Source organism: Gimesia sp. (assembly GCF_040219335.1).
In the GTDB taxonomy this organism is placed as follows: Bacteria; Planctomycetota; Planctomycetia; order Planctomycetales; family Planctomycetaceae; genus Gimesia.
On sequence record NZ_JAVJSQ010000007.1, the window covers coordinates 302,193 to 326,592 of the forward strand.

At 54.6% G+C, this 24,400-nt stretch carries 23 protein-coding genes; 15 read left to right on the top strand and 8 right to left on the bottom strand.

Annotation, left to right across the window (positions count from 1 at the left end):
- The first annotated feature begins 201 nt into the window (after positions 1-201).
- Positions 202-1,617 carry a sulfatase family protein gene (locus tag RID21_RS08525; RefSeq protein WP_350188215.1) on the top strand — a complete coding sequence of 472 codons (1,416 nt, stop codon included), beginning with the start codon at positions 202-204 and terminating at the stop codon, positions 1,615-1,617.
- 10 nt (positions 1,618-1,627) lie between these two features.
- Here RID21_RS08525 and RID21_RS08530 read toward each other — a convergent pair whose 3' ends face one another.
- Complete coding sequence (locus tag RID21_RS08530; RefSeq protein ID WP_350188216.1) at positions 1,628-3,307, bottom strand: transglutaminase-like domain-containing protein; 1,680 nt, start codon at positions 3,305-3,307, stop codon at positions 1,628-1,630.
- Between the two features lie 188 nt (positions 3,308-3,495).
- Between RID21_RS08530 and RID21_RS08535 the strand changes: the two genes are divergently transcribed.
- The 4 genes from RID21_RS08535 to RID21_RS08550 all read left to right on the top strand — a co-directional run bounded on the left by RID21_RS08535 (position 3,496) and on the right by RID21_RS08550 (position 6,553).
- The gene (locus RID21_RS08535; RefSeq protein ID WP_350188217.1) at positions 3,496-4,563 is read left to right on the top strand and encodes an alpha/beta hydrolase; all 1,068 of its coding nucleotides are present in this window, start codon (positions 3,496-3,498) and stop codon (positions 4,561-4,563) included.
- Positions 4,564-4,632: 69 nt separating this feature from the next.
- Positions 4,633-4,977, top strand: coding sequence for a hypothetical protein (locus RID21_RS08540; protein ID WP_350188218.1), 345 nt, complete (start codon positions 4,633-4,635; stop codon positions 4,975-4,977).
- Positions 4,978-4,982: 5 nt separating this feature from the next.
- Positions 4,983-5,732: a hypothetical protein gene (locus RID21_RS08545; RefSeq protein WP_350188219.1), complete on the top strand. Its 750-nt coding sequence runs from the start codon at positions 4,983-4,985 to the stop codon at positions 5,730-5,732.
- A complete protein-coding gene (locus RID21_RS08550) occupies positions 5,729-6,553 on the top strand; it encodes an SUMF1/EgtB/PvdO family nonheme iron enzyme (RefSeq protein ID WP_350188220.1) in 825 nt (274 codons plus the stop codon). Before RID21_RS08545 ends, RID21_RS08550 begins: the two co-directional genes overlap by 4 nt.
- A 9-nt stretch (positions 6,554-6,562) precedes the next feature.
- Here the strand turns inward: RID21_RS08550 and RID21_RS08555 are convergent, their stop codons facing one another.
- The gene (locus tag RID21_RS08555; protein ID WP_350188221.1) at positions 6,563-7,048 is read right to left on the bottom strand and encodes a hypothetical protein; all 486 of its coding nucleotides are present in this window, start codon (positions 7,046-7,048) and stop codon (positions 6,563-6,565) included.
- A gap of 357 nt (positions 7,049-7,405) precedes the next feature.
- On the opposite strand from RID21_RS08555, the gene RID21_RS08560 reads away from it, so the two are divergent.
- Positions 7,406-8,005: an SMI1/KNR4 family protein gene (locus tag RID21_RS08560; protein WP_350188222.1), complete on the top strand. Its 600-nt coding sequence runs from the start codon at positions 7,406-7,408 to the stop codon at positions 8,003-8,005.
- A 38-nt stretch (positions 8,006-8,043) separates the two neighbouring features.
- Here the strand turns inward: RID21_RS08560 and RID21_RS08565 are convergent, their stop codons facing one another.
- A complete protein-coding gene (locus RID21_RS08565) occupies positions 8,044-9,390 on the bottom strand; it encodes a glucuronyl esterase domain-containing protein (RefSeq protein WP_350188223.1) in 1,347 nt (448 codons plus the stop codon).
- 260 nt (positions 9,391-9,650) lie between these two features.
- On the opposite strand from RID21_RS08565, the gene RID21_RS08570 reads away from it, so the two are divergent.
- The 4 genes from RID21_RS08570 to RID21_RS08585 all read left to right on the top strand — a co-directional run bounded on the left by RID21_RS08570 (position 9,651) and on the right by RID21_RS08585 (position 13,414).
- Positions 9,651-10,517: a cyclase family protein gene (locus tag RID21_RS08570; protein WP_350188224.1), complete on the top strand. Its 867-nt coding sequence runs from the start codon at positions 9,651-9,653 to the stop codon at positions 10,515-10,517.
- 143 nt (positions 10,518-10,660) lie between these two features.
- Positions 10,661-12,022: a sulfatase gene (locus RID21_RS08575; protein ID WP_350188225.1), complete on the top strand. Its 1,362-nt coding sequence runs from the start codon at positions 10,661-10,663 to the stop codon at positions 12,020-12,022.
- Positions 11,988-12,368 (top strand): sulfatase-like hydrolase/transferase, encoded by a 381-nt coding sequence (locus RID21_RS08580; RefSeq protein ID WP_350188226.1) that lies wholly within the window; start codon positions 11,988-11,990, stop codon positions 12,366-12,368. The genes RID21_RS08575 and RID21_RS08580 overlap by 35 nt, the downstream gene beginning before the upstream one ends.
- Positions 12,365-13,414 carry a sulfatase-like hydrolase/transferase gene (locus RID21_RS08585; protein ID WP_350188227.1) on the top strand — a complete coding sequence of 350 codons (1,050 nt, stop codon included), beginning with the start codon at positions 12,365-12,367 and terminating at the stop codon, positions 13,412-13,414. The genes RID21_RS08580 and RID21_RS08585 overlap by 4 nt, the downstream gene beginning before the upstream one ends.
- Positions 13,415-13,462: 48 nt before the next feature.
- On the opposite strand, the gene RID21_RS08590 is transcribed toward RID21_RS08585, so the two are convergent.
- The 5 genes from RID21_RS08590 to RID21_RS08610 form a co-directional block, all read right to left on the bottom strand.
- The gene (locus RID21_RS08590; RefSeq protein WP_145193437.1) at positions 13,463-14,212 is read right to left on the bottom strand and encodes a hypothetical protein; all 750 of its coding nucleotides are present in this window, start codon (positions 14,210-14,212) and stop codon (positions 13,463-13,465) included.
- 114 nt (positions 14,213-14,326) lie between these two features.
- On the bottom strand, positions 14,327-14,770 hold the full coding sequence (locus RID21_RS08595; protein ID WP_145193435.1) for a hypothetical protein: 444 nt from the start codon (positions 14,768-14,770) through the stop codon (positions 14,327-14,329).
- Positions 14,771-14,875: 105 nt separating this feature from the next.
- Positions 14,876-17,347 (bottom strand): DUF1588 domain-containing protein, encoded by a 2,472-nt coding sequence (locus RID21_RS08600; protein ID WP_350188228.1) that lies wholly within the window; start codon positions 17,345-17,347, stop codon positions 14,876-14,878.
- The gene (locus RID21_RS08605) at positions 17,344-18,663 is read right to left on the bottom strand and encodes a DUF1552 domain-containing protein (RefSeq protein ID WP_350188229.1); all 1,320 of its coding nucleotides are present in this window, start codon (positions 18,661-18,663) and stop codon (positions 17,344-17,346) included. Before RID21_RS08605 ends, RID21_RS08600 begins: the two co-directional genes overlap by 4 nt.
- 401 nt (positions 18,664-19,064) lie before the next feature.
- Positions 19,065-19,838 carry an SdiA-regulated domain-containing protein gene (locus RID21_RS08610; RefSeq protein WP_350188230.1) on the bottom strand — a complete coding sequence of 258 codons (774 nt, stop codon included), beginning with the start codon at positions 19,836-19,838 and terminating at the stop codon, positions 19,065-19,067.
- Between the two features lie 216 nt (positions 19,839-20,054).
- Between RID21_RS08610 and RID21_RS08615 the strand changes: the two genes are divergently transcribed.
- The 5 genes from RID21_RS08615 (at position 20,055) to RID21_RS08635 (ending at position 24,364) form a co-directional block, all read left to right on the top strand.
- Positions 20,055-20,336: a hypothetical protein gene (locus RID21_RS08615; RefSeq protein ID WP_350188231.1), complete on the top strand. Its 282-nt coding sequence runs from the start codon at positions 20,055-20,057 to the stop codon at positions 20,334-20,336.
- 308 nt (positions 20,337-20,644) lie between these two features.
- On the top strand, positions 20,645-22,012 hold the full coding sequence (locus RID21_RS08620; RefSeq protein ID WP_350188232.1) for an outer membrane protein assembly factor BamB family protein: 1,368 nt from the start codon (positions 20,645-20,647) through the stop codon (positions 22,010-22,012).
- A 248-nt stretch (positions 22,013-22,260) separates the two neighbouring features.
- Positions 22,261-23,346 carry a hypothetical protein gene (locus RID21_RS08625; RefSeq protein ID WP_350188233.1) on the top strand — a complete coding sequence of 362 codons (1,086 nt, stop codon included), beginning with the start codon at positions 22,261-22,263 and terminating at the stop codon, positions 23,344-23,346.
- A 90-nt stretch (positions 23,347-23,436) separates the two neighbouring features.
- Complete coding sequence (locus RID21_RS08630) at positions 23,437-23,670, top strand: hypothetical protein (RefSeq protein WP_350188234.1); 234 nt, start codon at positions 23,437-23,439, stop codon at positions 23,668-23,670.
- A gap of 124 nt (positions 23,671-23,794) precedes the next feature.
- Positions 23,795-24,364, top strand: a complete 570-nt coding sequence (locus RID21_RS08635; protein ID WP_350188235.1) for a hypothetical protein — start codon at positions 23,795-23,797, stop codon at positions 24,362-24,364.
- Positions 24,365-24,400: the final 36 nt, after the last annotated feature.

Below are 24,400 nucleotides of genomic sequence, written 5' to 3' on the forward strand. Positions count from 1 at the left end.
GAAGAGGCGCGGAAAGCCAACTGGAAAAGCAGCTCTTAACAACGTTTAATATCCATCACTAGTTCTTTTCCAGTGCCATTCGCATCATTTGCGTTGCAATCAGCGTCGGCTCTGACAGATAATTGAAGACTTCCATTCCTATACCATAAGACCGGTCGTGTCGGGAATTCGAACACGACAATATTGCTAAGGACGCTCACCATGCTGGCTCGTATTTCCGTTTTTCTGTTACTCTGTTTTGTGATGATCCCCGGTCGGGTGCAGGCTGAAACTAAGCAACCGAACATTTTGTTTATCCTGACCGACCAGTGGCGGGCACAGTCCCTGGGCTATGCGGGCAACGAGCAGGTGAAGACGCCGAATATTGATGCGTTGGCCCGACAGAGTGTCAATTTTCAGAACGCGGTTTCCGGCTGTCCGGTCTGCTGTCCCTTCCGGGGCTCGCTGATGACCGGCCAGCGTCCGTTGACGCACGGCGTGTTTCTGAACGATGTGCAACTGCCCGCGAAGGCGGTGACGATTGCTGAAGTGCTGGATAACGCCGGTTATGAGACCGGTTTCATCGGGAAATGGCATCTGGATGGTCGGGGGCGCTCAGCGTTTACGCCGCCGGAACGTCGACAGGGCTTTGAGTTCTGGCGGGCCCTGGAATGCACGCACAACTATAACCGTTCGTTTTACTACGGCGACTCGCCCCAGCGGCAGACCTGGGAAGGTTATGACGCCTTTGCCCAGACTCGCGTGGCCCGGCAGTTCATCCGCGACCAGTCGCAAAAGGAGCAACCGTTTCTGCTGGTGATGTCGTATGGCTCGCCGCACAATCCGTATCACACCGCGCCGCCGGAATACCAGAGGATGTATCACCCGGAGAGAATCAAAGTGCGTCCCAATGTGCCCCAGGATCAGCGGGCAGCCGCGCAAAAAGAACTCGCCGGCTACTTCGCTCATTGTTCGGCGCTGGATGACTGTGTCAGCGATTTATTAGCGACGCTCAAAGAGACCGGCATTGATGAAAACACGATCGTTGTCTTCACCTCTGACCACGGCGACATGCTGCGTTCGCACGGGCAGATCCGCAAGCAGAAACCGTGGGACGAATCGCTACGGGTACCCATGCTGTTCCGGTTGAATGGGGCGGAGCACGCGCAAGGTCGTACCGTCGATTCCCCCATCAATTCCGAAGACCTGATGCCCACGCTGCTGAGTCTCTGTCAAGTCTCGATTCCCGATACCGTGGAAGGACTGGATTATAGCGGCTACCTGCGTGGTGGGAAAAATCCTTCAGATGGGGCGACGGTCATCACCTGCCCTTCTCCCTTTGGTGAATGGCAGCGGAGCCGGGGCGGAAAGGAATACCGCGGCTTGAGAACGACCCGCTACACGTACGTCCGCGATCTCAGCGGACCCTGGTTATTGTACGACAACGAAGCAGACCCGTATCAGCTGAAGAATCTCTGCAACGATCCGGAAGCAGCCCCGATCCAGGCAAAGCTCGATGCGCTGCTCAACAAAAAACTGGCCGCCCAGAAGGACGAGTTTTTGCAGGGGAGTCAGTACATTGAAAAATTCGGTTACCAGGTGGACCCGAAAACCGGGACGGTGCCTTATACGAATTGAACCACGAAACTCACTCAATCTCTTTCCACACCAGCTGCACAGCCAGACCTTGACTGCTGGCTGGTAGTGGAGGTGATAGTTTCATTTCGAAGTGATTATTCGTGTTCTGCATATGTGCCAGTGCGCGGGGGGCGAACTGAAACAGGAATTCGGAATTCAGCTGCGCGACTGACGCCGCCGGGTCGTCGCCGTTCGTGTTTTCGCAGCGGAGATAGAACCCATAGACGGCGGTCGGCTGTTGCTTGATCCAGGCATCGAGGGAAGCCGTGAGTTTCTCCGCATTGAGGGTCGTCTCCAGAGGTGTCCAGGAAGTCCCGTTCGAGGAGACGGAGATTGTGGGAGCTGACTGACCTGGTGCGAGTTTCAGTTCCAGTGCACCTTTCAGCAGCACATAGGGCCAGGTGAAGTGCCAGTCCCGCTGGTGGGGATGCGGTTGTTTCAACGACTCCAGCTTTGCGATGCTGCGTTTCAGAGTGCCGTTCCCGGCGACGGGGGGGAGACCTTCGTCTGGCATGTTGCGTCGATGAATATATTCCGCAGCAATGTAGTCAAACTCGAGGCGGTCACCGGGTTCCAGAGTGGGAGCCAGATTCGAATCCCGAATCGCCGGTTTGCGCTCGGAGGGCCGATTGTCGGCGGTCGTTGTGTAGAGGCGGGCGATTGCCTGCGAGGGACTGCCGATCGGATCAAGGGGCGTTTTTGTAATCAGTTCGGGGTGCTGTGCCAGTTCTTCGACACTCGCGATGACTCCCTGGTCATTGCGATAAAAGACTTCATGATCGGGATCGAACATGTGCCACTTGCCATCATAGAAGGCTTCCGCAACAACGTGTCCTGAGAGTCCCCATATTCGACTTCGCACACCTGCTTTGCGGGCCAGGACCGCGAAGTTCGAGGCACAGTCATCACAGAATCCGTAGCCGTAAACGTTGAGAAACTTCACGGGGTCGTGCACTTCATCTCCCGGTTCTGCCGGATAGAAGTGATACCGCCAGTCGACCAGGAACTTCCAGATCGCCAGCGATTTCTCTTCGTCCGTCATCCCCGGTTTGAGAATACTGGCGAGCATTGCCTGCTGGCTGGAGAGATCGGGGGCCCCCTGGCGTTTCCAGTTTAGCTGGATGCTTTGCTGTGAATCTCGGTTTTCCCAGACCAGCTTGACGGGTTGCACACGTTTGCCGGGGATATCGGGAAATGAGATCAGCGAGTCGGCGTCGGTCAGTACGAATTGCGCTGACTGTTCGGTATAGGTTTCCGGGCAGACTAGTTCATATTTACGTCCATTGGTGCGGGGATCGGAAGAATCGCTGGCGGAAAAATAGAGCGTCGTTGGCGTCCAGTGACTATAGTGCCCTTTCCCTGTTTCGCGGATCAGCTTATGCAGCGCGTGAGGATGCGGCAGGGGTTGGCCATCTTCCAGCAGGATGCAGGTGGACCGTGATTTACTGTCAGCTTCATGCGGAATTTTGAGGCGGGCCACGTACCCGACGCCGATCTCATGTGTCATCGCGGCGGGTGTAATCAGTTCGCGAACCTGCTCGGTTTTCGTTTGCGAGCGGATTTCGGGACGAACTGTTTTCACGGACGGACGCGCCGCCTGGGTGTCCGAATCGCCCCACACAGGAGAGAACGGAATGCTGCATGTGAGCAACAGGCTTGCCAGGTAGAAGTATGCTAATTGTGGTTTCATATTGAGCTCTGCAAGAGAAAACAAGTTACAACGAGTGCGGGCAACACGCAGATATTATACCCCTACCTGTTGCTGACGCTTGCCATTTCCCGCGAAAAAACTGAAAGTGGACAATAGATCGAGTAGGCTAATATCTAAGTCATCGCATTCACTTTAAACTATTCCCCCTGTAATCCTTGGAATCAATAATGCTCAATCAAGCCCGGTTGTTCACGCGTCTCATCTGTTTTGCTTTCGCCTTTGCTGTCAGCGGACTGACGACTTCATTCTTGGCTGCAGTTGAAAAATATACCGAACAGCCGGGTACGAAAGGGAACGGCAGCTATGTTGTCGGGCCCAACTACAAGATCGATCCGAGACTCACTGATCGGGGCAATCCCAAGGGGAAGCGCTTCGAGTTCGAGATGCCCCTGGCGGAGAGTAAGATCTTTCCCGGTACCGACACAACCCTCGACCCCAAAAAAGAGGTGCGGAAAACCCGCAAGATCTTCGTCTATGTTCCCGCCGCTTATAAAGATGGAACGCAGGCACCGATTCTGGTGATGCAGGACGGACCCAGTCGGATGGACCTGGTCTGCAATGCCCTGGACAATCTGACGATCTCGAAAGATCCGGCACAGCGGCTGCCGGCGTTTATTGTGATTGCAGTCCAGAACGGTGGTAACGACGGCAAAGGGAGCGAACGCGGCCTGGAGTACGATACGATGTCAGATCGTTACGCCCGGTTTATCAATGACGAAGTCCTGCCGGCCGTGCTGAAAAACAAACAGATTCGCGCCGCGTATCCACACATCGCGTTTACAGAGAATCCCTGGGGGAAGGCCACCATGGGCTGCAGTTCCGGCGGTGCGGCGGCGTTGACGATGGGCTGGTTCCGCCCCGATCTGTTCCGTCGACTGATTACTTATTCCGGTACTTTCGTCGATCAGCAGGACGACGACGCACCCCAGGAAACAGAGTATCCCCTGGGGGCGTGGGAATATCATTCGAGCATGAAGCTGATTGAAAACAGCGACAAAAAGCCGCTACGGATCTTCACGCACGTGGCGGAAAACGATCTTCGGGCCGATGATCCGGAAGAGACGTACCACAACTGGGTGATGGCCAACGAACGGACGGCCGAGGCCCTCAAGGCCAAGGGTTACGATTATCGCTACGTCTTCAGCAAGGGGACCCGGCACTGCGACCGCAAGGTCTTCGAACAGACCCTGGCCGATACCCTGCTCTGGATGTGGCAAGGATATCACGGCGAGTGATTCGGTTACTATTGTTGCTGTTAACCTGTCTGAGAAAAACAACGATTCCGTATTGAAAGGAGCGCTGTCATGAATAAAAAACTGGAATATCTATCCGTTCTGGCTGGCTTGATGATTTTGCTGGTCGGCGCAGGAGCTGCATACTATTCTGATCGAGCGTCGTCAGAGCATACGGTCATTTATCGGGGTGGCGTCAGCTCGATTCAGTGGCAGAAAGGCCTGGATAATGTCACAGGGTTTTCCAGTGCCAGTAAACGGGATCTATCAAAACCGCTTAAACCGATCGGACGGGTGGTCGTGTTCGAGGACTGGGTGGAATTCAAACGAATTGACAGCCTGGATGCACCGCTGCTGATTCCTCGCGAACGGATTATCAACCTGGAACTGGTGCCGGACAACGCTCCGCCGCAATAATCAGAATGGTAGCGCTCAAAGAAACCAAAGGGGCAGGCAACCTCATGCGACAGCTCACACTGGGTCTCAATGTCTTTGTGGCGGTGTTCTTTGTGGGGTTCCTGATCTACACTTTTGTGGGGCAGCAGCACCTGGAAGGACTGGCGCGTCAGTTCGTGACGGAAAAGACGATTGCCTACTCCCTGCCCCTGGTTGATGCGGTGGAAGAGGGCATGCGTTCGCCGCTGATCAAAAAACTGTTGAACGACGATCAGGAAGCCGCCATCAATCAGCAGATCCAGGAATACCGCAACGATCCTGCTGCTTATATTGCCGACCTGACGCGTCAGAAAAAACTGTCGCCGGCTCCGCAGCGATTGAACCCCCTGTTACGGAAAGTCAGCGAGACCAAGGAGAAGATCCGGACGTATTACGATCAGACGCTGGCGGCACTGATTGCCGACCTGCGGATCTTTGCGTTTTCGAATCTGTGTGCCGCCCTGATTGCTTTGGGGTTGATCTGCTGGTCTCCCGGTAAAATCAGGCAGTCCGTGGTCTGGTTTTCCTTTCTGATCTTCGCTGCGGTATTATATTGTTCGTATCTGTATGTCGATGGACTTTCCTTCTTTCGGATCCTGCTTGGTGTGCACCTGGGCTGGACCTATCCGTTACTTCTATGCCTGGCTGTAGTCGGTCTGTTTCTGGAATACCCGCTTCGTCGACGGACAGGTGAAATTCAGAACACAGACGCGGTGAGCAACGGCGGGACTTCATGACCATTCATCGCGAAACATGGAACAGACTCACCAACTCAGAGCGGGTAGATCTGGCTCTTGAGGTGCGCAGATCACTGCCTGTTCCCTTTGCTTTTTCGGGCATCAGAACCTTTCAATACGGCGAACAGGAAAATTCGCTGGCGGTTTTCAATTATGACAACTCCGAATTCGTACTCATTCCGGGAGACACGGTTCGGCTTGGCTATGAGTGGGAACGCCCCTTTCCGCTCACTTCGGAACAGGCAGAACTGTGGGAAATAGCACTGGAAGAATTCGAGACACCGATGTCCTTCGATGACTATCTCGAAGAAATCATGACGCCGCCTCGCGACGTTTCCCTGGATGCGTTTCTGCTGGAAACAAAAATAAAACGACTGGTAGATCAGAAGCTCAAAGGTGTTGCTATTGATGAGTCTGCACCCTTTCCACATCATGCCAGAGCGCGCGCCCAACTGGCATCCCAGGGCCTCAGATTGCCGACCTCGGATGAATGGGAATATGCCTGCGGCGCGGGTGTGAGAACCCTCTATCGCTGGGGAGAGGATGCCCCGATGGACTGGAGCCCTTCAGAAGACCGGGACTGGCTGCAAAGCGAACCCAATGCCTTTGGTCTCACCATCGCGAATAATCCCTGGCAGTGGGAAGCGATTCACGAGCCTGGCTTCCGCAGAGGTGGCGACGGCGGTGGGATGAGCTGTGGAGGCGGAATGCCTTATATGCTTGAGTGGCTGCTGCTGGCGACAGCATACATCGACAAGGAGGACTTTGACCGTCCGGTTCTGGGTGATGACGTACGTCGGGCGCTGACGGTAGAACTGTAGAATCATCTGTCAGATCACGATGGGGTTAAACATGATCTCTACCAGGACCTGTCCGCTGGCGAACAGGATTACCAGGTTCGCCAGCAGTGTGGTACCCTGGAAGCGGCGGTCCCGGATGTCTGCGCTCAATAGGAATGTCGCGATGAGAAAGACCACGAAGGAACAGCCGATAAATAACATCAATAGTAGAACGGTGACATAATTATTCCCGTACTGTCCCTGTAAGAGCATCAGCAGCCAGACTCCTGCGTAAGCGCCCCAGAGCATGACCGCCGGTTCGGCGTGACGGACAATAACCCATTTGTAGAACAGAACCGGTACTCCCAGCGGAAGTGCTGAAAAGACAACCCGTAACAGATAATCATTGGGGGTGTAAGGCGTCACCATGATATAACCCATCACCCAGTATGAGAGGGCAAACAGAATCCCCAGGCTCACCACGCCTGAGAGCTGGCGAAGACGACTGGGTTTGACGGGGGGAGTCTCTGTTGACATCTCAGTGTTCCTGTCTGCAGACCTTGAGTACTTCATTGTAACGTATCAGGGGGCTTGTAACCTCAAGGTGAGCATTGCCTTCAATCACTTTGCCGCGAACCTCAGCGATATTCGCTGGTCGTATTGCGAAAGTCATCGTTCAAAAGCAGGGATCTGTGCTTCCGTAGTCGGTGGATTCACTGTGCGAAATATAATGTCACCCAAAGAAATATCCATGCCGATAATTTCGATCCTGCTGGAGTGAATGTTAGAATAGGCGGAGCAGCCAATTGTTTATACCCGTTCCCTCATGCGCATGCCACTGGTTTTCTTTATCAGAGACATGCGAAATCGCATTACGTTCTTCGAGCTCACCGTATGACCGAAACCGAAATCCAGGAACTGGAAACCGCGACCGGCTGTATTATGTCGGCCGCTTATCGGGAGTTGTTGCTAAATTATCCGCAACGGTTAAAGGACCTGGCGGCCACACTCGGCGTCGAAGAACTGGAGCTGCTCACTCATAATCCACAATCACTGATCCGGATGAATGTGGACCAGGCAGAGTCCGTGCGCATGTTTTTTCCGCCCCACTACTTCGTCATCGGCGAAAATGGGAATGGAGACTTGTACGCGATCGATACCCAGTCCCCTGCTGTTCCCGTCTATATGGGTGGACCACATCTCGGTGAGTACCCGGAGGATGCAGCAGGGAATCCCCTGCCCGATACTGACAGCCTGCAGGAGTACGTTGAGTACGTCGTCTTTCTCTACGAGGACGCCATTCAGTACGAGAGTGAGCTGGATGACACAAGGGTCTATCAACCACCGGGAAAGCTGATGGAGACACTTAGTGTCTGCCTGAGTCTTTTGCTCGCGCCGGTCATGCTGCTGTTACTGTTGTTCTCCATGATCATCGCAGTCCCGTACTTTCTACTGCTGGAATTATGGGACAAATTGAGACCTGTGAAGGATTGAGATACCATTTTTACCAACCTGACCTGTCTCTCCCTGTTTCAATACAGGGTCCGACCCAGCCAGCGATCAAACCAGGCGAAAGTCATCCGGCGGGCAACACCGGGAAAGCTGTGACCACCCGGAAATGAAAACCAGCTGAAGCAGTCCCCTGCTCCGAATTCTCCCAGCTGCCGCTCAATTTTTTCCGGCTTAATCAGGTGTTGCGTTCCATAATATTCGAGCGTCTCCGCATAGCCCCGTCGCTCCTGTCTGGCTTTGAGGACGCTGGGCAGGCCGTCTGCATCTTTCCAGTTGGCGTAGATTTCCAGCGTCTGTTGTGCTTTGGGGAAGAATCGATGTCGATAGAATTCGTGTTCCGTCGAGATGATCAGCAGGGGACGCGGCGCGACCAGGGCCATCAGGCTGTCAAAGTCGATCGGAATCTGCCTGGAAGGATCGTCAATGTACGGGCGAAAGCTTTTGATGTAGACATAAGGGCCACTATTGGTTTTGAAACCAAATCGGCGTTCCAGTTTTTTACTGCTCGTGGGCTCATCAATGCCCTTGCGCCAGGGAGTCCAACTGGATGGTTCACGGGACCACGCCGCCGTCTGTCGCCACCAGTCCAGAACACCGCCGTTACTGACGGTGGCTGTGATCCGCTCATCAAAGGCCGCCGCGAAGAGGGCCGTGTGTCCTCCCAGCGACCAGCCCGTACAACCGATCTGGCCGTGGTCGACAAAATCCAGCGTTTGCAGAAAATCGACGCTGCGCATAATATCCCAGGTATTTTTGCCGACGATCGACCATTCCGGGTGCTTTTGGTAAAACGGCCGGGTATCCATCACTCGATGCCGGGGATCGATACGTTCGCCATCGGTCAACAGGTCGATGCTCAGTGTGACAAAGCCATGCTGGGCCAGAGTCAGTCCATAGGCGGCTCCCACCTGTGGATCGCGTGGCGGATCGACGGGACGGCGCCCCGAAAGGCCAATGGTGGCATCTTTTCCTGAGCCCCAGGTTGTGCTGTGAATACAGATGATCGCGGGAGTCGGTTTTTTCTTTGCCACATCCGGAACCAGTAGCCAGCCGGTGACCCGGTCATCTGCTTCGGTCTGAAAGCTGACATGATAACGAGTCAGACCATCTTTCTGTTCTACCTGTGTCAGCTTGCTTTCAAGCGGGAGTACTTTAACAGGAAAAGGTCCCAGCAGTTCCAGCCAGCGTCGCTGGATCTCTTTACGTCGTTCGGGCCATGGCTTATCAGGCAGGATTTCGGACAGTCGCGTAATGTTGGCACTCTGGTCGGCTGCCTGGACCGTTTGTTCGCAGTAGAGGAGGAACAGGCAGCAGATGAAGAAACAGATGGTAGCGAAATACCGGGAGACTTTCAGGTTCATGAGCATGCGAGATCCCCTGTTGCAGTCAAATGATGAATGGTTGTCTGAATTCAAGTTTTATTCAGTGTACTGGTTTTAATCGCTGGAAAGAAACCCCTAGGGGAATCGGAGTCCGTACCGAAGAATCCGATATGCTGTCTAAATCACTAAAGGGCTGTTTGAGCATCCGGGTGACTTGATTTGATAAAAGTGCTTGTGGCGTGTGGAGTCATTCCGGACAATCGAAGAGTTGAACACTCTCTGATTTGTAACGGGAAACCAAACTCATGAGAATCTCCTGCTTTTATTATCTGTCTCAACTGGTGATCTTGTTTTATCTGCCACTGTTTCTCTCTGGTTGCGGGCAGAAGCCCGTTGCTTCAGAGGCAGACGCGGCGGCAGAGCTCACTCTGACGCAGGCGTATGAGGTGCTGCAGGGGAAGAGGTACGTCGATCTGACGCATGCCTTTGAGCCGGGGATTCCACACTGGCCCGGCTTTCCCGATGAAACGGTCAAGACCATCTACTGGTATGACCAGCGTCCCGGCACGCTGGGGACCGGGTTTTTTGCGCAGCTGTATTGTCACGTCGGCCAGTGGGGGACGCACGCTGATCCTCCCGCGCACTTTGTCAAAGGGGGCCGCACGCTGGATCAGATCGAGGTCAAAGAAATGATCCTGCCGCTGGTGCTGTTTGACGTGCATGCCGCGGTAGAACAGAATCCCGATTACACGATTAGGATGGACGATGTCCGCCAGTGGGAGGCGAAGTATGGACCGGTTCCCCCCAACGCATTTGCCGTGATGCGGACCGACTGGTCAAAGCGCTGGCCCGATGATGCTGCCATGCACAACAGAGACAAGGCCGGCATCGCTCACTATCCGGGTTGGAGCCGGGAGGTGTTGCAGTACCTCTACGAAGAGCGCGGCATCACCGCTTCGGGTCATGAAACCACCGACACCGATCCCGGCGTCGCAACTTCGCAGGACGACTATTCCCTGGAGACCTACATTCTGAGCCAGAACCATTACCAGATTGAACTGTTAACGAACCTGGGTCAACTGCCCGAATCGGGAGCCCTGGCAGTGGTCACCTTCCCCAAACCCAAAGGTGGCTCAGGCTTCCCGGCCCGCGTGTTTGCGATTCTACCCTGAGAGTGGCAGTAAACCATGTCAGATGCTGCCCTGCCTCTCTGTCAGTCACGGTTTTAAGTTGTGATTGCTGAGGGGCTGCCGCTATAGTGAAGAGCACGGATATTGAATTCACTCCCTGCTGTTTCGTTGGAATCTAAGACGTCATGCGCTCCCCTCTGATATTTCTGTTGATCGCGGTCTGCTGTGTGTTGACCTGCCTGGTTTCTCAGGCTGCCGAGCAACAACCGCCGAATATTGTGTTGATTCTAGCCGATGATCTCGGCTACGGTGACCTGGCCTGTTATGGAAACAAACAGGTCCAGACGCCTCACATCGATCGCCTGGCCGCGGGTGGTTTGAAATTTACCGACTTCCATTCTGCCGGCGCCATGTGCACGCCGACCCGGGCCGCGATGTTGACGGGGCAGTATCAACAGCGATTTGGTACCGAGTTTGAAGGCGCCCTGTCAGGTAAAGCAGATCGCGACATCGGTCTCCCCCATCAGGCACTGACGATGGCCGAGTTGCTGAAACAGCGAGGTTACGCGACCGCCTGTTTCGGGAAGTGGCACCTGGGCTATCAGCCCCCCTGGCTACCCCCCAGTCAGGGTTTTGATGTGTTTCGCGGTCTGGCCTCGGGAGACGGCGATCATCACACTCACATCGATCGTTCGGGCAATGAGGACTGGTGGCACAACAATGCGATCCAGATGGAAAAAGGTTACACCGCCGACCTGTTGAGCCGGTATAGCGTGGAGTTTATCGAAGCCAATCGCGAGCGGCCTTTCTTTCTCTATGTGCCTCATCTGGCGATTCACTTCCCCTGGCAGGGACCAAACGATCCACCGCATCGGCAAGCGGGACAGTCATACCATGCGGATAAATGGGGTATCATTCCCGAGCCGGGAAATGTCAGTCCGCATACGCGGGCGATGATTGAATCGCTGGACCAGAGTCTGGGACAAATTATGGCCGCGCTCCAGCGCCTGCAACTGGAAAAGAACACGCTCGTCATTTTCTCTTCGGATAATGGCGGCTATCTCAACTATGGAAAACAGTTTCAGCACATCTCCAGTAACGGCCCGCTCCGCGGTCAGAAGGGGACGCTATACGAAGGCGGACATCGCGTACCCTGTCTGATGTCCTGGCCGGGCACCATTCACGCCGGCGTCACAGACCAGACCGCGCACTCCATTGATCTGCTCCCGACCTTCGCCAGCATCGCGGGGATACCAGAGGCGAACTACCAGACCGACGGCGTCGATCTCGCATTGCTCTGGCAGGGCGAACAGAAGCTGGCTGACCGCAGTCTGTTCTGGCGGATGGGAAATCGCAGCGCGGTGCGCAGCGGGAAGTGGAAACTGTGTGTGACCAATCAGCGCGGCGAACTATTCAACCTGGAAAGCGATCTGGGCGAACAGCAAAATCTGGCAGCAGAACATCCGGAAATTGTGAATCAACTGAACCAGGCATTAAAGGGATGGGAAACCGATGTCGATACGAGCGCTCAGAAACTTAAACACTAATACCAGCGGCGGACTGCGATTCCCGTTTGCCTCAGCCCTGTTCTGGCTGATGATCTGTCTGCTCAGTATGCCGACTGCGGTACAGACGGCTGAGCAGCAGCGACCGAATATCATTTTCATCATGGCCGATGATCTGGGGTATGGTGATCTGGGTTGCTACGGACAGAAGTTGATTCAGACGCCGCACATCGATCAACTGGCCGCCCAGGGCATGCGATTCACACAGGCTTACGCAGGGGCTTCCGTCTGTACGGCTTCACGGGCCGTCTTGATGACCGGGCTGCATAACGGGCACACGCCCGCGCGGGATAATACTACCCGACTTACCTGCAGGCGGACGATGTGACTGTTGCCGAGGTCCTGAAAAAAGCGGGGTACCGGTGTGGCGGCGTGGGAAAATGGTCGCTCGGCGATGCAGGCACCGTCGGTCGGGCTACGAACCAGGGATTCGATATGTGGTTCGGCTACCTGAACCAGGATCACGCGCATTATTATTTCACCGAGTACCTGGACGACAACGAAGGTCGCCTGGAACTGACGGGGAACCGGGAATCGCGTCAGCAATACAGTCACGATCTGCTGACCGATCGCGCTTTGAAATTCATTCGCACTTCGGCTGAGGAACCCTTCTTCCTGTATGCCGCTTATACCGTCCCCCACTTCTCCGCGAAGGAGGAAGATCCGCACGGGCTGGCAGTCCCTTCGACCGAACCTTACTCCGACCGGGACTGGGATGCCAAATCGAAAAAATATGCCGCGATGATCCATCGGCTGGATCGCGATGTGGGACGAATCATGCGTCTGGTGGATGAGCTCCAGCTACGCGAGCGAACGCTGATTATTTTCACCAGCGATAATGGTGGGCATAAAGGTGTTCCCCAGCGGTTCCGAACGAACGGCCCTTTGCGAGGTTTTAAACGGGATCTCACCGAAGGAGGCATCCGCGTGCCTCTGATTGCCCGCTGGCCCGGCGTGATTCCTGCAGACACAGTTAATGAGGAAGTCATCGCCTTCCAGGATATGCTGCCCACATTTACGGAACTGGCGGTTGCCCCGGTTCCTAAAGAACTCGACGGCGTCTCCCTCGTGCAGACGCTTCAGGGAAAACCGCTGCCTGAGAAACATGACTTTCTGTACTGGGACTACGGTCATTGCCGAGCCCGCTACGATCAGGCGGTGCGCTGGAAAGACTGGAAAGGAATTCGCCACGGCCAGCAGGCAGCGATTGCGCTCTATGATTTGAAACAGGATCTGGGAGAGACCACAGACGTCGCGAAACAACATCCCGAAGTCGTGCAGCGGATCGCACAGATCATGAAGACCGCTGCGGTCCCCAGCGAGCGGTATCCCATCGGCACCCGCTACCGGGGCAAAGCGCTGTGGCAGCCGTAAGCGCAAGCATACAAAAGAGTGACAGCAGGTAGGCTTAAGTCCGCGTTGTCAGCCAACATTTTCCAGTGGCGGTTCCCCCAGTTGCCAAAGTATTTTTATTTCTGGAGCGAGGTCATTGGGAATCTCTTCGGCAACGTCAGCGGGCAATTCAATGTTTGCTGTTGCGGGGCTGGAGAGAACGAGGGATCCGGTAGCCGCCCCTGCAGCGGTCAGGGCGGTCCCAAACGAATTCCCAAAATTCGAATTGGATCTCAGGAAAATGCCGTCATGAAAACGGACGCGACGCCCTTTGCCCTCCGGATAACGTACACATGCACCTACCTCGAACGAGAGCCGTTTTCCCTGAAGTTTTTCGGGAATCGGAATGGCAATTCGAGCGAAGCCAAATCCGGCAGGCGGACATTCGACCTCAAATGTAATGGCATCAAAATTGGCACGAGTCAGAAAGAAACCTCGCGCGGGCCGCAAGGCAATTTGCCCCATACATGGTTGGTCCCTCTGCGTTTGAAAATACGCATCCATGAACGCGAGGCCGTCATGGGGAGTTACGAGAAACGCAAAACAGAAGTCATCACGATTGAAATACGTTCCCGTCAGTTGACGCAAATAATCGTGTTCCAGGTCCGCACGAAAGTGCAGCTTGAGAATCACCCCCAGCATCAGCATTGCACTGACAAAGCCGCCGATACGAATTCCCCATGTCACAGCATCAGGGCGATCGGCCATCCAGGCGAAAGCAGCAGCGATACCGCTCACGATCATCAGTAACGCACACACGGCTTTGGTGGATTCACCCATAATTTGCTGCTGGTTATTTCATTCTTGATTGAAGGATTTCTTTTGATCCGCTCAACACAACAGACAGATCACGAATGCTGCGTTGATTTCAATTCGATCATATCAAGAATGACATTATAACCAAATAGATAACACGAACCCCAAAAGATAGATCAATCCGAAAGCGATCAATACATAAACGACAGACTGCTTTTCCATTTGCTTTAATACTGGCAGGGACAATAACACACCCGCCACAAAGTAGACTCCAAAAAGGAACATATACCCGGAACCTTCGCCTCTCACTAGCACACCAGGAATAATGAAGAACAGGAGTGGAAAAGGAGAATAGCAGAGAAAAGCAGAATTTTGATTCAGAAATCGTTTTGGATAGCGTTCAAAAATGAAATACAAAATCCACCCCGGCAAGATGAGCATTGCCGGAAGAAAACCAATTATATAGGGGTCATCTCGACGAAACGAGATATTGAAAAACAGAATCACAGTGAGCGTATTCACAAACATCGTGAACCCCAAAATCGCGACCGTCTTTTTCGCTATCTGAAAAATAAAATTCATCCTTCATTTCAGAGCGTTAAAACAACGGGATGAGTCGAGACACACAGTGCACGTTCATAGATCGCAGTGTCCATCACGGTTTATACCGCGACTCTCATCATCGGCTCAGTCAGATTCCACCAGCGCGGCGTCGTTGCGGGTGCGGTAGAGAAAGGCGTCGGACGTCAGCAGGGAGACGATGAGTGCATTCATGCTGCCGCCGTTCTCTTTGTAGGCGCGATGGGCTGCCTGCAGCACCGGGGCATCGTTCAATGTTTCGTTGCGACCCATCCAGAAGCGGAATGCATGGCGGACAAAGACCTGCTCGGCCCGCTCGCTCTCGGCAATTTTTTCGATGAGCTCGAGCGCGTTGGCGACTTTGCCATCCAGTTTGGGGTCGCCGGAATCGATGATTGCGCCGGTGGTGTCGACCGGTTTTTCCAGTTCGGTCTCGCGATACAGGCCGGCGTGATTATACATCTCGAAGGGCAGGCCCAGCGGATCCATCTTTTTGTGGCAGGTCCAGCAGTATTCTTCGCGAGTCACCCGCATCCGTTCGCGAAGTGTATGTTCCGGTTCATCGGGCAGCATGGCATCGACGGTGATCGGCACATCGGGAATGCCGCCACCCAGTAATCGTTCGCGAATCCAGCGGCCGCGACGAATGGCGTGATTGTCCATCGCGTCGGAATGCGAAACAAGCCAGCTGGGATGCGTCAGGATGCCCAGACGCTGATCTTCAGGTATTTTTGCCAGGATTCGCTCTGGTTCCATCGAGCCTGTACCAAAACTGCGACGACTGACGCGGGCAAAGATCTCCGGTCCTGTGAGCTTCGTCGGTGTGACTTTATGGTTGACCTGCGCGGCTTTTCGCTTGTCGGCCTTGCTGGGTTCCTTTCCGGTTTTGGCCGCTTCTTTGGCAGCCTGTTCCTGAGCCGCTTTGCGGGCCGCGAGCTCTTCCTTGCGGGTTCGTCGCTCACCGAAATAGATTTCATCTGCTTTGGTCGCGACGACCTGGTTGGTTGTCAACAGACGCTGGAAGACATCGCGATCGTCTTTCAGGATCAGTTCGATCAGACGATCTGTACTGGCCGTTGAATCGAACATGGCCCGATAATGAGCCTGGCCCCGGTTACTCACCCCTGTGTCCGCGAGTGCTTTCGCATCCTTACAGATGTAACCGCCCAGATCGTAGTCAAAGTAATCGCGGAAGAAACGCAGGACTCGCGGTTTGCGGACAGTGTCGTCGGCCAGCATCCGTTCGACTTCGCGTTTCACGTCTGCGCGTGTCCGCATGCGACCTTCGACAATCGCGGCACGCAGTTCTGCGTCTGGTTTGATGTAGCGCAAGGCATGATTGACGGCCAGTCCCAGTTCCCAGTCCTGCAGCATGACGCGGCCGTACTGATCGGGTTGACCGGCGGCGGCCAGTTCGGGGCGGAAGAGTGCATCGCGATCGAGAAACAAAGCTGACAACCCCAGGACGACGCCGTCTTTCTTACCGAGTTTGTCGATCGACTGTTTCACGATGGTCAGGTACTGATCTGACTCTTTCGGAGTCGGCGGGCGGAAGGTCAGCATTTCGAACAGATAACTGATAGCGGCCTGCAGGCTGGCATCGGTGGTACCTTCCTGCTCCATCAGGTCATAAACGGGTGTCAGCGGTCGCATGACTTTCGTGCTGTAAACGATACTCGTCGGCAGCCCGCGAATATCCCCATTCCATTTTTTCATGACGGGACGCGGATCATCGCTGATCTGGTACGGCTTGGCGATACTCAACGGACCGTATGCCATATACCGCAAAATATCCGCCGCCATACTCAGGATCTGTGTCGCTTCCGCACTGTTGACGGTGTAGAAGTCGGGATAGTTTTCCAGCCCGTGTGTGCGAGCTGACGACAGAATGGCGGGGACGCTCTTGACTGCGGTCGCATACGCCACCGTTCCGCCTTGCCATTTGATAATGCGATCGACTCCGAAATAGAGTTTGAGTTCGCCGCCGTGATTGGTGGGAACGTCATCGCCGTGCGTCCGCAGTCCCGGCTTGTTCGGATCGTATTCGGGCTCTTTGTTGATCAGTTCATTCAGACGCGTCATATGCTCTTGAGGCGTTAACCGCCAGAGTCGTGCCGGGGACGCAGTCGGAACGAGTTTGATATTTTTCGGCAGCGGGCCAAAGAGTAGCTCATGGTCGACATAGTTGGCTTTGTTCGGATCCAGGTGGTCGTGGAAGCCCCCCTTGTCCTTCATCGCATTTGTCAGTTCGCCGACAATCCAGTCCGAGAACTGCAGCCGTTCGATGACTTCCGGCTGAGTCATGTCCCGCGGCGGCATCTCTTTCAGCGTGACCTGTGCCCAGACACTCCGCCAGGTCGCCGCGTTGACTTCATCTACGGGACCGAGATCGTGCAGCGAAAGATTCCCTTCCGGATCGGTCGCGCCGTGACAGTCGACGCAGTGGGTCTTCAGGAAGGTTTTCGCAAAACTCTGGTAGTCTTTGGAAACCTTCTGCCCGGGCGTGTACGTCTCTCCCTGAGTGACAGCGAGCAGACTTAACAGTACTGAAAGAGCGGCGACGAGACGAAACCCGATCATGCCAGCAGTTCCTGCAGCGGGCCGGAACCGGAATCAAACTTGCGGGCCAGCTTCTCATTCATGTTGAAGTGCTCACAGGGAACGCCGGCGGCTTCCAGCAGGGTTGCGTACAACGAGTTGATCGGCCGTTTGCCGTCCAGCTGGGTGAAGCAGCCGGTCTTGAAGGCACCGTCGAAATTGCCCAGCAGCATCACCGGCCAGTTGGCACCGCTGGTGTGCTGTTTGTCGGCGTTGTTGCTGGTGTAAACGATGAGTGTGTGATCCATCATCGTGCCACTCCCCTCGGGGATCGATTCGAGGGCTTCGATGATCCGCACCAGCATGCGGCTGTTGTATTGACGAATCTTAATCCAGATCGGATTGCCCGGCTGTTCCATGTGGCCCAGGTTGTGGCCCTGCTGTTCAATGCCCAGCCCTTTCCAGGCACCAAAGATTTCGCCGCGGCCCGAGCCGATGGTCAGCGTGTTGGTGATGCCTGACGTGAGGGACGAAATACCCAGATCCAGCAGTACATCGTGCCAGTCGGTTTCATGCTCGGGACTGGTATAACGACCGTCGACTTTGGGTGCGAATTTGCTCAAGTGACCAGCAACCGAATCGAGACGATCACGCAGACCATTGACTTCTTTGAAGCCGTCAACGAACTGACCGTACCGCTGCTGGTCGGCGGTGGGCAGTGCATTGCCTTTCGCGGCGGCCAGCTGTTCGATCTGATTGAAGACATTGGAGCGTGCTTCGTGCTGACGTCGAATGTCGCCGGTAGAGATGCCGCCATACAGCATCTGATACAGGTGATTCGGATTGGAGTGCATGAAGATCGGCTGACCGGCGCCACTGGCTGACAATGTTGCGATGGTCGGCTTGGTCCGCATGTTCTCGATGGAGTCCATGCCGATACAGAGATGCGGCAGCAGTGTCTGCGGCAGGATTTTGCTCAACTCGTAATCGATGGTCGAGGCACTCGGCGGGACGCCGTCACTTCCGCGGTAGCCACCCAGCGCGCCGAAGAAGGCGCTGTGCGAAGGACTGGTGTGAATGCCGTGCAGACCGTTGATGATGTGCATACGATCTTTGTATGGTTCCAGCGGGCTGATGGGTTCAGGGAGTTTGACCTTCGCCAGTGAGCCGCTGCGTTTCATGCCTTCGGGAATACAGGTCGCCGGATCGAATCCCTGGTTCTGCATGAAGAAGACAATCCGCTTGGGCGTGTCTTTACTGGTCGGCATGGCGAGCAGACGTTCGGGCAGGAGGGGCAGTCCAAAGGCGGCGCCGGCACCGGCGGCCAGGGTTTGCATCATTTGTCTACGATTGAGCATAGTCGATCTTTCAGAAAACAATCCGGTGGTTCAGCTGTGATCTCGACGCGTTGCGGGAGTGAGGCTCTCCATCCTTTCGAGCTGCGAAACGCGTTTTTACGGATCAGATGGTCGAGGCAGGCAGTCTGGAATAGTATCGGCTGGTTGCATCAGGCGTGTTGAATCGGAAACGCCTCACGCATCAACGATATTTTAACTGATTTTCGTGCGACTTCAAGCTTTATCCGGAGGAGAACCGGTCTGAGCCACTTTGAGTATCTCACCAGAATGATTTCTATAACATCAACATATAAAACAGGTTACAGGATCAATAAAAACTTCGGGTTGGGATCTTTCATATCTCCTCGTTTCTGTCAGTCTTGATTCAGGCTCGAAGTAAACAGGATCTGACCTGCCCGACTTCAATCGACAATCCGAAAGCGGGCCAGTTCTGCGTCTTGATCGCAGACGACGTAGAGATACTTTGACTCCCGATCCAGGGTGACTCCCTCGGCTTTGCGAATCGTTTTTCCTGCAGCCTCGAAGGGGAAACGCTGGGTGACTCTGCCGTTGTGCCGATCGTAGATGAAGACCTGACTGGCCTGGTCGCTGACAATCCAGCAGAGATCACGCACGCGGTCGTAACAGATGCCCGAGAAATCGATGGCTTCAGCATCGAGTTCCTCGTCGACGAATCCCCGGCTTTCGTTCAGGTGATCGACGGTGACGATGCGCTCGAGATCGTCGCTGACGGCGATCAGCAGCCCCGGATCGGCTTCCTTGAGCAGCAGGATTTCGGAACGCGTAGAGTCATGCGTAATGCCTTCCAGTCCATTGTTGTCGGCCTCTTCGAAACAGAGGGAGACGGCAGCGAAGCCCTGCATGTCCTTCAGCCGGCGGTCTGCGATTTCCTTTCCCGTGGCGGGATCGTACTTCAGGATCTTGCCGGCATCTTCATCGACGACCAGGATATGCCCCCGTGAATCGAAGGTGATGCCCTCGAGACCTTTGTTGTCCACCTCCCGCATCGAGAGGATCTGACCGTTGGTGTCGAGCTGAAAGAGTTTCCTCGATTGATCACAGACGGTCCAGAGCGTCCCTTCCGGATCGATGGTGAGCCCCGATGGTTCGCGGAGTCCGAGTGCTTTGTTTTTGATCGAACAGGCAGCTTCGAATTGCAGCGAAGCAATGGACATGGATGAGTCTTTCCGGGTGGGGATGAAAGAGGATTTTTGAGTCTCAGCGTGGTTCCCCGTACTGTAATCGATCACCTGGGGGCTGTAGACATCTTTTTTTCTTTAATCAGGAATAATTTTCATTCCATGCGTGATATCTGATCTGCTTCTACGCCTGTTAACTGTACGAGAAAATGAAACTGCTCTATTTTACCAGATTAATCCCGAGGCACCCGCATGTCAGACGTAAACGAAATCCAGGGTGGAATTGACGACGAAATCGACACCGCCCTGACATCTATTTTGACGATCTTAGCAGCCATTACCACAGCAGGCATTGGTATTATCGTTGGTGCCTTTGTGGGGTTTTATGGTCTCATCTATTTCTGCCACTTCCTGGGAGGCGGTCTCGGGGAGGCTGACTGGGTGCTCATTATTTTCACCGTTCCCGCAGGCATGCTGGGAGGGGCGATCCTGGGCGGCTCGCTGCCTTTCTTGTTTCTGATGGAGTGGAAATAACCGTTCGCGCGACATCTGGATGAATTCCGCCAGGTCGCGTTTTTTAATGTGTACGTTGCATAATAAAGACGTTTCAACCGGGGCCAATGCCCTGTGGCTAATGGGTCTGTTTTGTGGTCGAAATACTCTAAGCAGTTTGCAATAAACGCGATCTGGAACCAGACCTGTCACTCCTGTTTTCCTTCACAGAGAATTGCTATTTCTTTCTCGTTGGTAGCCTCTACACTATCTATAAGTCAGATAATTTCTCGTATGGTTCTCAATGATTCATAGCAGCTGTTTGTGTTGTGGATGTCAGGAAGAGTTTTATGCATTTTACTTCTCAACTTACCGTGCTGATTGTCGTGCTGGCCGTGGGTCAAACGTGCCTGGCTGAAAACTATCCTCAGTTCCGCGGTGCGAATTCCAATGCGGTCTCTGCGAAACCGCTGCCCGTCAACTGGTCGGATGCTGAAGGAGAACAAACCAATATTCGCTGGAAGAAGCCCCTTGAGGGTGAAGGCTGGTCGCAGCCGATTGTCTGGGAGAACCGCGTTTACATGACGGCTGCGGTGCCTGCCAATCCCGCCAAGAAAAACATTGCCCGACCGGAATCCAATAGAGGTGGCTACGGCCGCGATCGTAACGACCTGGTCAACGTGCTGTTTCAATACCAGGTTGTCTGTCTGGATGCCGCTACCGGCGAGCAGATCTGGAAGAAAACGGTGAAAGAAGGCAAGCCACCGATGCCGCGGCACAGCACCAACACCTATGCCACGGAAACGCCGGTCACTGATGGGAAACGCATTTACGCGTACTTCGGCATGAACGGCGTGTATTGTCTCGACCTGAAAGGCGACGTGTTGTGGCAGAAAGACCTGGGTGTGTATGAGATGCGGGCCGGCTGGGGCACATCGAGCTCACCGGTGATGTTCGAAGACCGGCTGTTCATTCAGGTTGATAACCAGGAGCAGTCGTTCCTCGTCGCCCTGGATACGAAAACCGGAGACGAAATCTGGAAGGTCAACCGCGAGGAAAAATCGCAATACAGCAGTCCCATGATCTGGAAGAATTCATTGCGGAATGAACTGATTGTGGGGGGCACGGTCTATCGCTCCTACGATCCGGCAACCGGAAAGTTGCTCTGGACGCTGGATATGAATAAAGGGCGTTCGTCGGCGACCCCCGTTGCGGTGGGCGATCGACTGATCATCGGGAACGAACTGCGCAATCGGGGCGGCGATGATGACGGCGGCGGACGGCTCTACTCTGTCAAACCGGGTGGCACGGGCGATATCACTCCGCCGGGCGACGGCAAACAGGGCGCGTTCGTGGAGTGGCGGATGGACGGCTCGGGCATTCAAATGGCGTCGCCGACTTATTTGGCTGGCAACCTGTATTTCTTCGAACGCCGTCGGGGCATCATTCGTTGTGTCGATATGGAAACGGGGCGACTGGAATACGAGAGCCGCGTCCCGGGTGCCCGCGCGTTCTGGGCGTCGCCCTGGACCGACGGCAAACACCTGTTCGCGCTGGATTCCAATGGCAACACGCATGTTATCGCGGCTGGTGACGAACTGCAGGTGGTGGCCGTGAATAAGCTCGACCAGCAAGCCTGGGGTACGCCCGCGATTGCCGACGGCAGCATCTTTATCCGCACGGTCGACAACCTGTATCGGATTGATGCGGGGCGGTAAACGGGTGCCAGGTCGCCCGCTGCAAACCAGCGGAGAATCGTGTAGTGCCCGATTCTCGTTCCATTGACGTGAATCCGCCGCGTCTGTTCAGCTGAAAATGGATTTCCAGTGGCGCTCTGTTTCTCACCACGCAAAATCTGGCCGGGCAAGTAGAAAACATTCGCCGTCTCTGATAAAATCCGGGCCACGTGCGAAATGAATAGCGCTATCCGTCGGGTCTTTATCATATCAACAGGAAAGTACGAGCGGTGAATATAGCTCACGCGATTTTTGGCTTCTGGTTCACCTATGTCGTCGGCGTCTGGATTTGCTGGGGGCTGTACGGCTCCCGGTTCGGCAGAGCCACCGGGGCGTTGCAGGGCAACAACTGGATGGCCGCCATCGGGGTTGGCATCTCCTACCTGCTGGTAGCCTGGCTGCTGGTGCGGTACGTCGCCTTGCCGATTTTGAAACAGAAAGGCATCGACGACGGAGATTTCACGCCGAAAGGGAACCGGATCGGACGGATCGCCGGTCTGTTCGTTGCCAGTGGCGCGGTGACTCTTTCCTATGCTTTGAAGTACTGTCCCAGCGGACACGGCCAGGTGATGCCGCTTGTGTTCTGCGGGGTTCCCCTGGTGAGTATCCTCTACGCGCTCATCACGAAGCCGCCGACAAAGGAGAGCTGGCCGGTGAAATACAAGGCGCTCTTCGCGATCGGTTTTGTTCTGCTGCTGGTCTTCGGCTGGCACATGATCGGTCTTAAAGAAATCGCCGCCACAGGACATCACGGGTCCGCGGAGCCGAACCAGGCCTGGAAAATCGCAACCGCCTGGACGGTCCTCAGCTGGGGACTTTACGTCGCTCTGATCCATTCCGGCAGCGTGGCGATGAAAGGCCAGAACAAGCTGTGCAAGAGCCTGCGAGCGCTCACGCATGTCGGCGAAGGCTACTTCCTGGTTGCCGTGGTGGCCCTGGGAATCTATGTGCTGTTTCTGAGCGGTGCGCCGGTCAGCGAGCAGTTTTCTGTGGACGGCTGTGTGAAAGCCCTTATCGCGGGGCTGTTCGGCGTCGGCGGTAACCTGTGTATCATCCTGGCGATCAACCGCCTGGGGCCCACCGGACCGCTGACCGTGCCTCCGCTGGTCTTCTCGGGAACGCCCGCCGTCAACACGCTCGTCTTTCTGATGCCGATTTTCTCCGCCAACAACTGGTCGGCCCCGGAAGGTTTCCCACTCGGTCAGCTGATCACCACGATTCTGATCGGAGCCTGCGGCGTAGTTCTGGTGACCCGTTTCAAGCCCCGGCCCCCCGCCCCCGCTGCAGTTGATTGGTTGAGTGATTTGATTCACTAGCTGAAAGTGGCGACGGGGGTTGATCCCGGTGCTGTCTGCGGTTCTACGCGTCCACCTGCTACAAAATGTTGAAGAAAAGCCGGGTTAATTATGTCTGAAAAAAAGTTTCAGCTTATACAACATGAGGGATGTGAGGGGTCCGCGTATCTGAGACTGTTAGATTTTCCAGCAGAGATTCCCCCCGGAGAAATTACTGCCCCCAACTCAATATTGATTCATGAATTGATTGAAAATTATGATGGGCCGAGTCTTATTTTAGACTTCAATGCCGCAGGACGAGCTATCGGGATCGAAATTTTATATCCCGAAAAAGATGATGATTGAACATGGTCGGCGGATCAGTGTTATATTTCTAACGTCTTGCAGAATCGCTGATTCGACATGACTCCTTGTATTACCAAGCGAATTCGCTGTCCCTTTTAATATCTTCTCAGATCAGGCTACTGACATGAAAATGACACTCGAAGCATATCTCAGAGCAGGATTGTCAGGCTTCCCGAAAGATGGCATTGAAGGAGTAGCCAGCGAATGGATGCCTGTTGCTGAACTTAGCGTATCGCACGGTTGTTTATGGGCCGGTGATCCCTGCGTATGCGACGGTGAAGATGGCTGTATGATCGATGTACCCAACGGACACTATATCGTGGAAGCACAAGGCTGCGACTTTGACGGAATTCGAATTATCGGGCGTGCTCGTGCCCGCCTGAGCTCTGCTTCTGATGTATCAGTGGGTGAAGAAATCGGTATCACCGGAACGGATAGTGCTATGATCGCAATTTGCGATATGGGTGCAGTCGACGCTGTTGTCGCCGGTGATGATGCAGGTTTTCAAAACGTCATCGACGGATATGATTTTCAGCGTTTCGGTATGATTCAGTTTGAAATGAATGGCCAGATCAGAATTCCGTATGTCAACTCGGGATTCGGCGATGGTTCAGGACCGATGTTTCGACTCATGGCGGGCGATGATTGCGTTGGTATCGAACTCGATTTTATTTGCCAGGAACTAGACCAATAATGTGTGAAAAGAAAACAGGTGAGAGCAGGCGCTTTG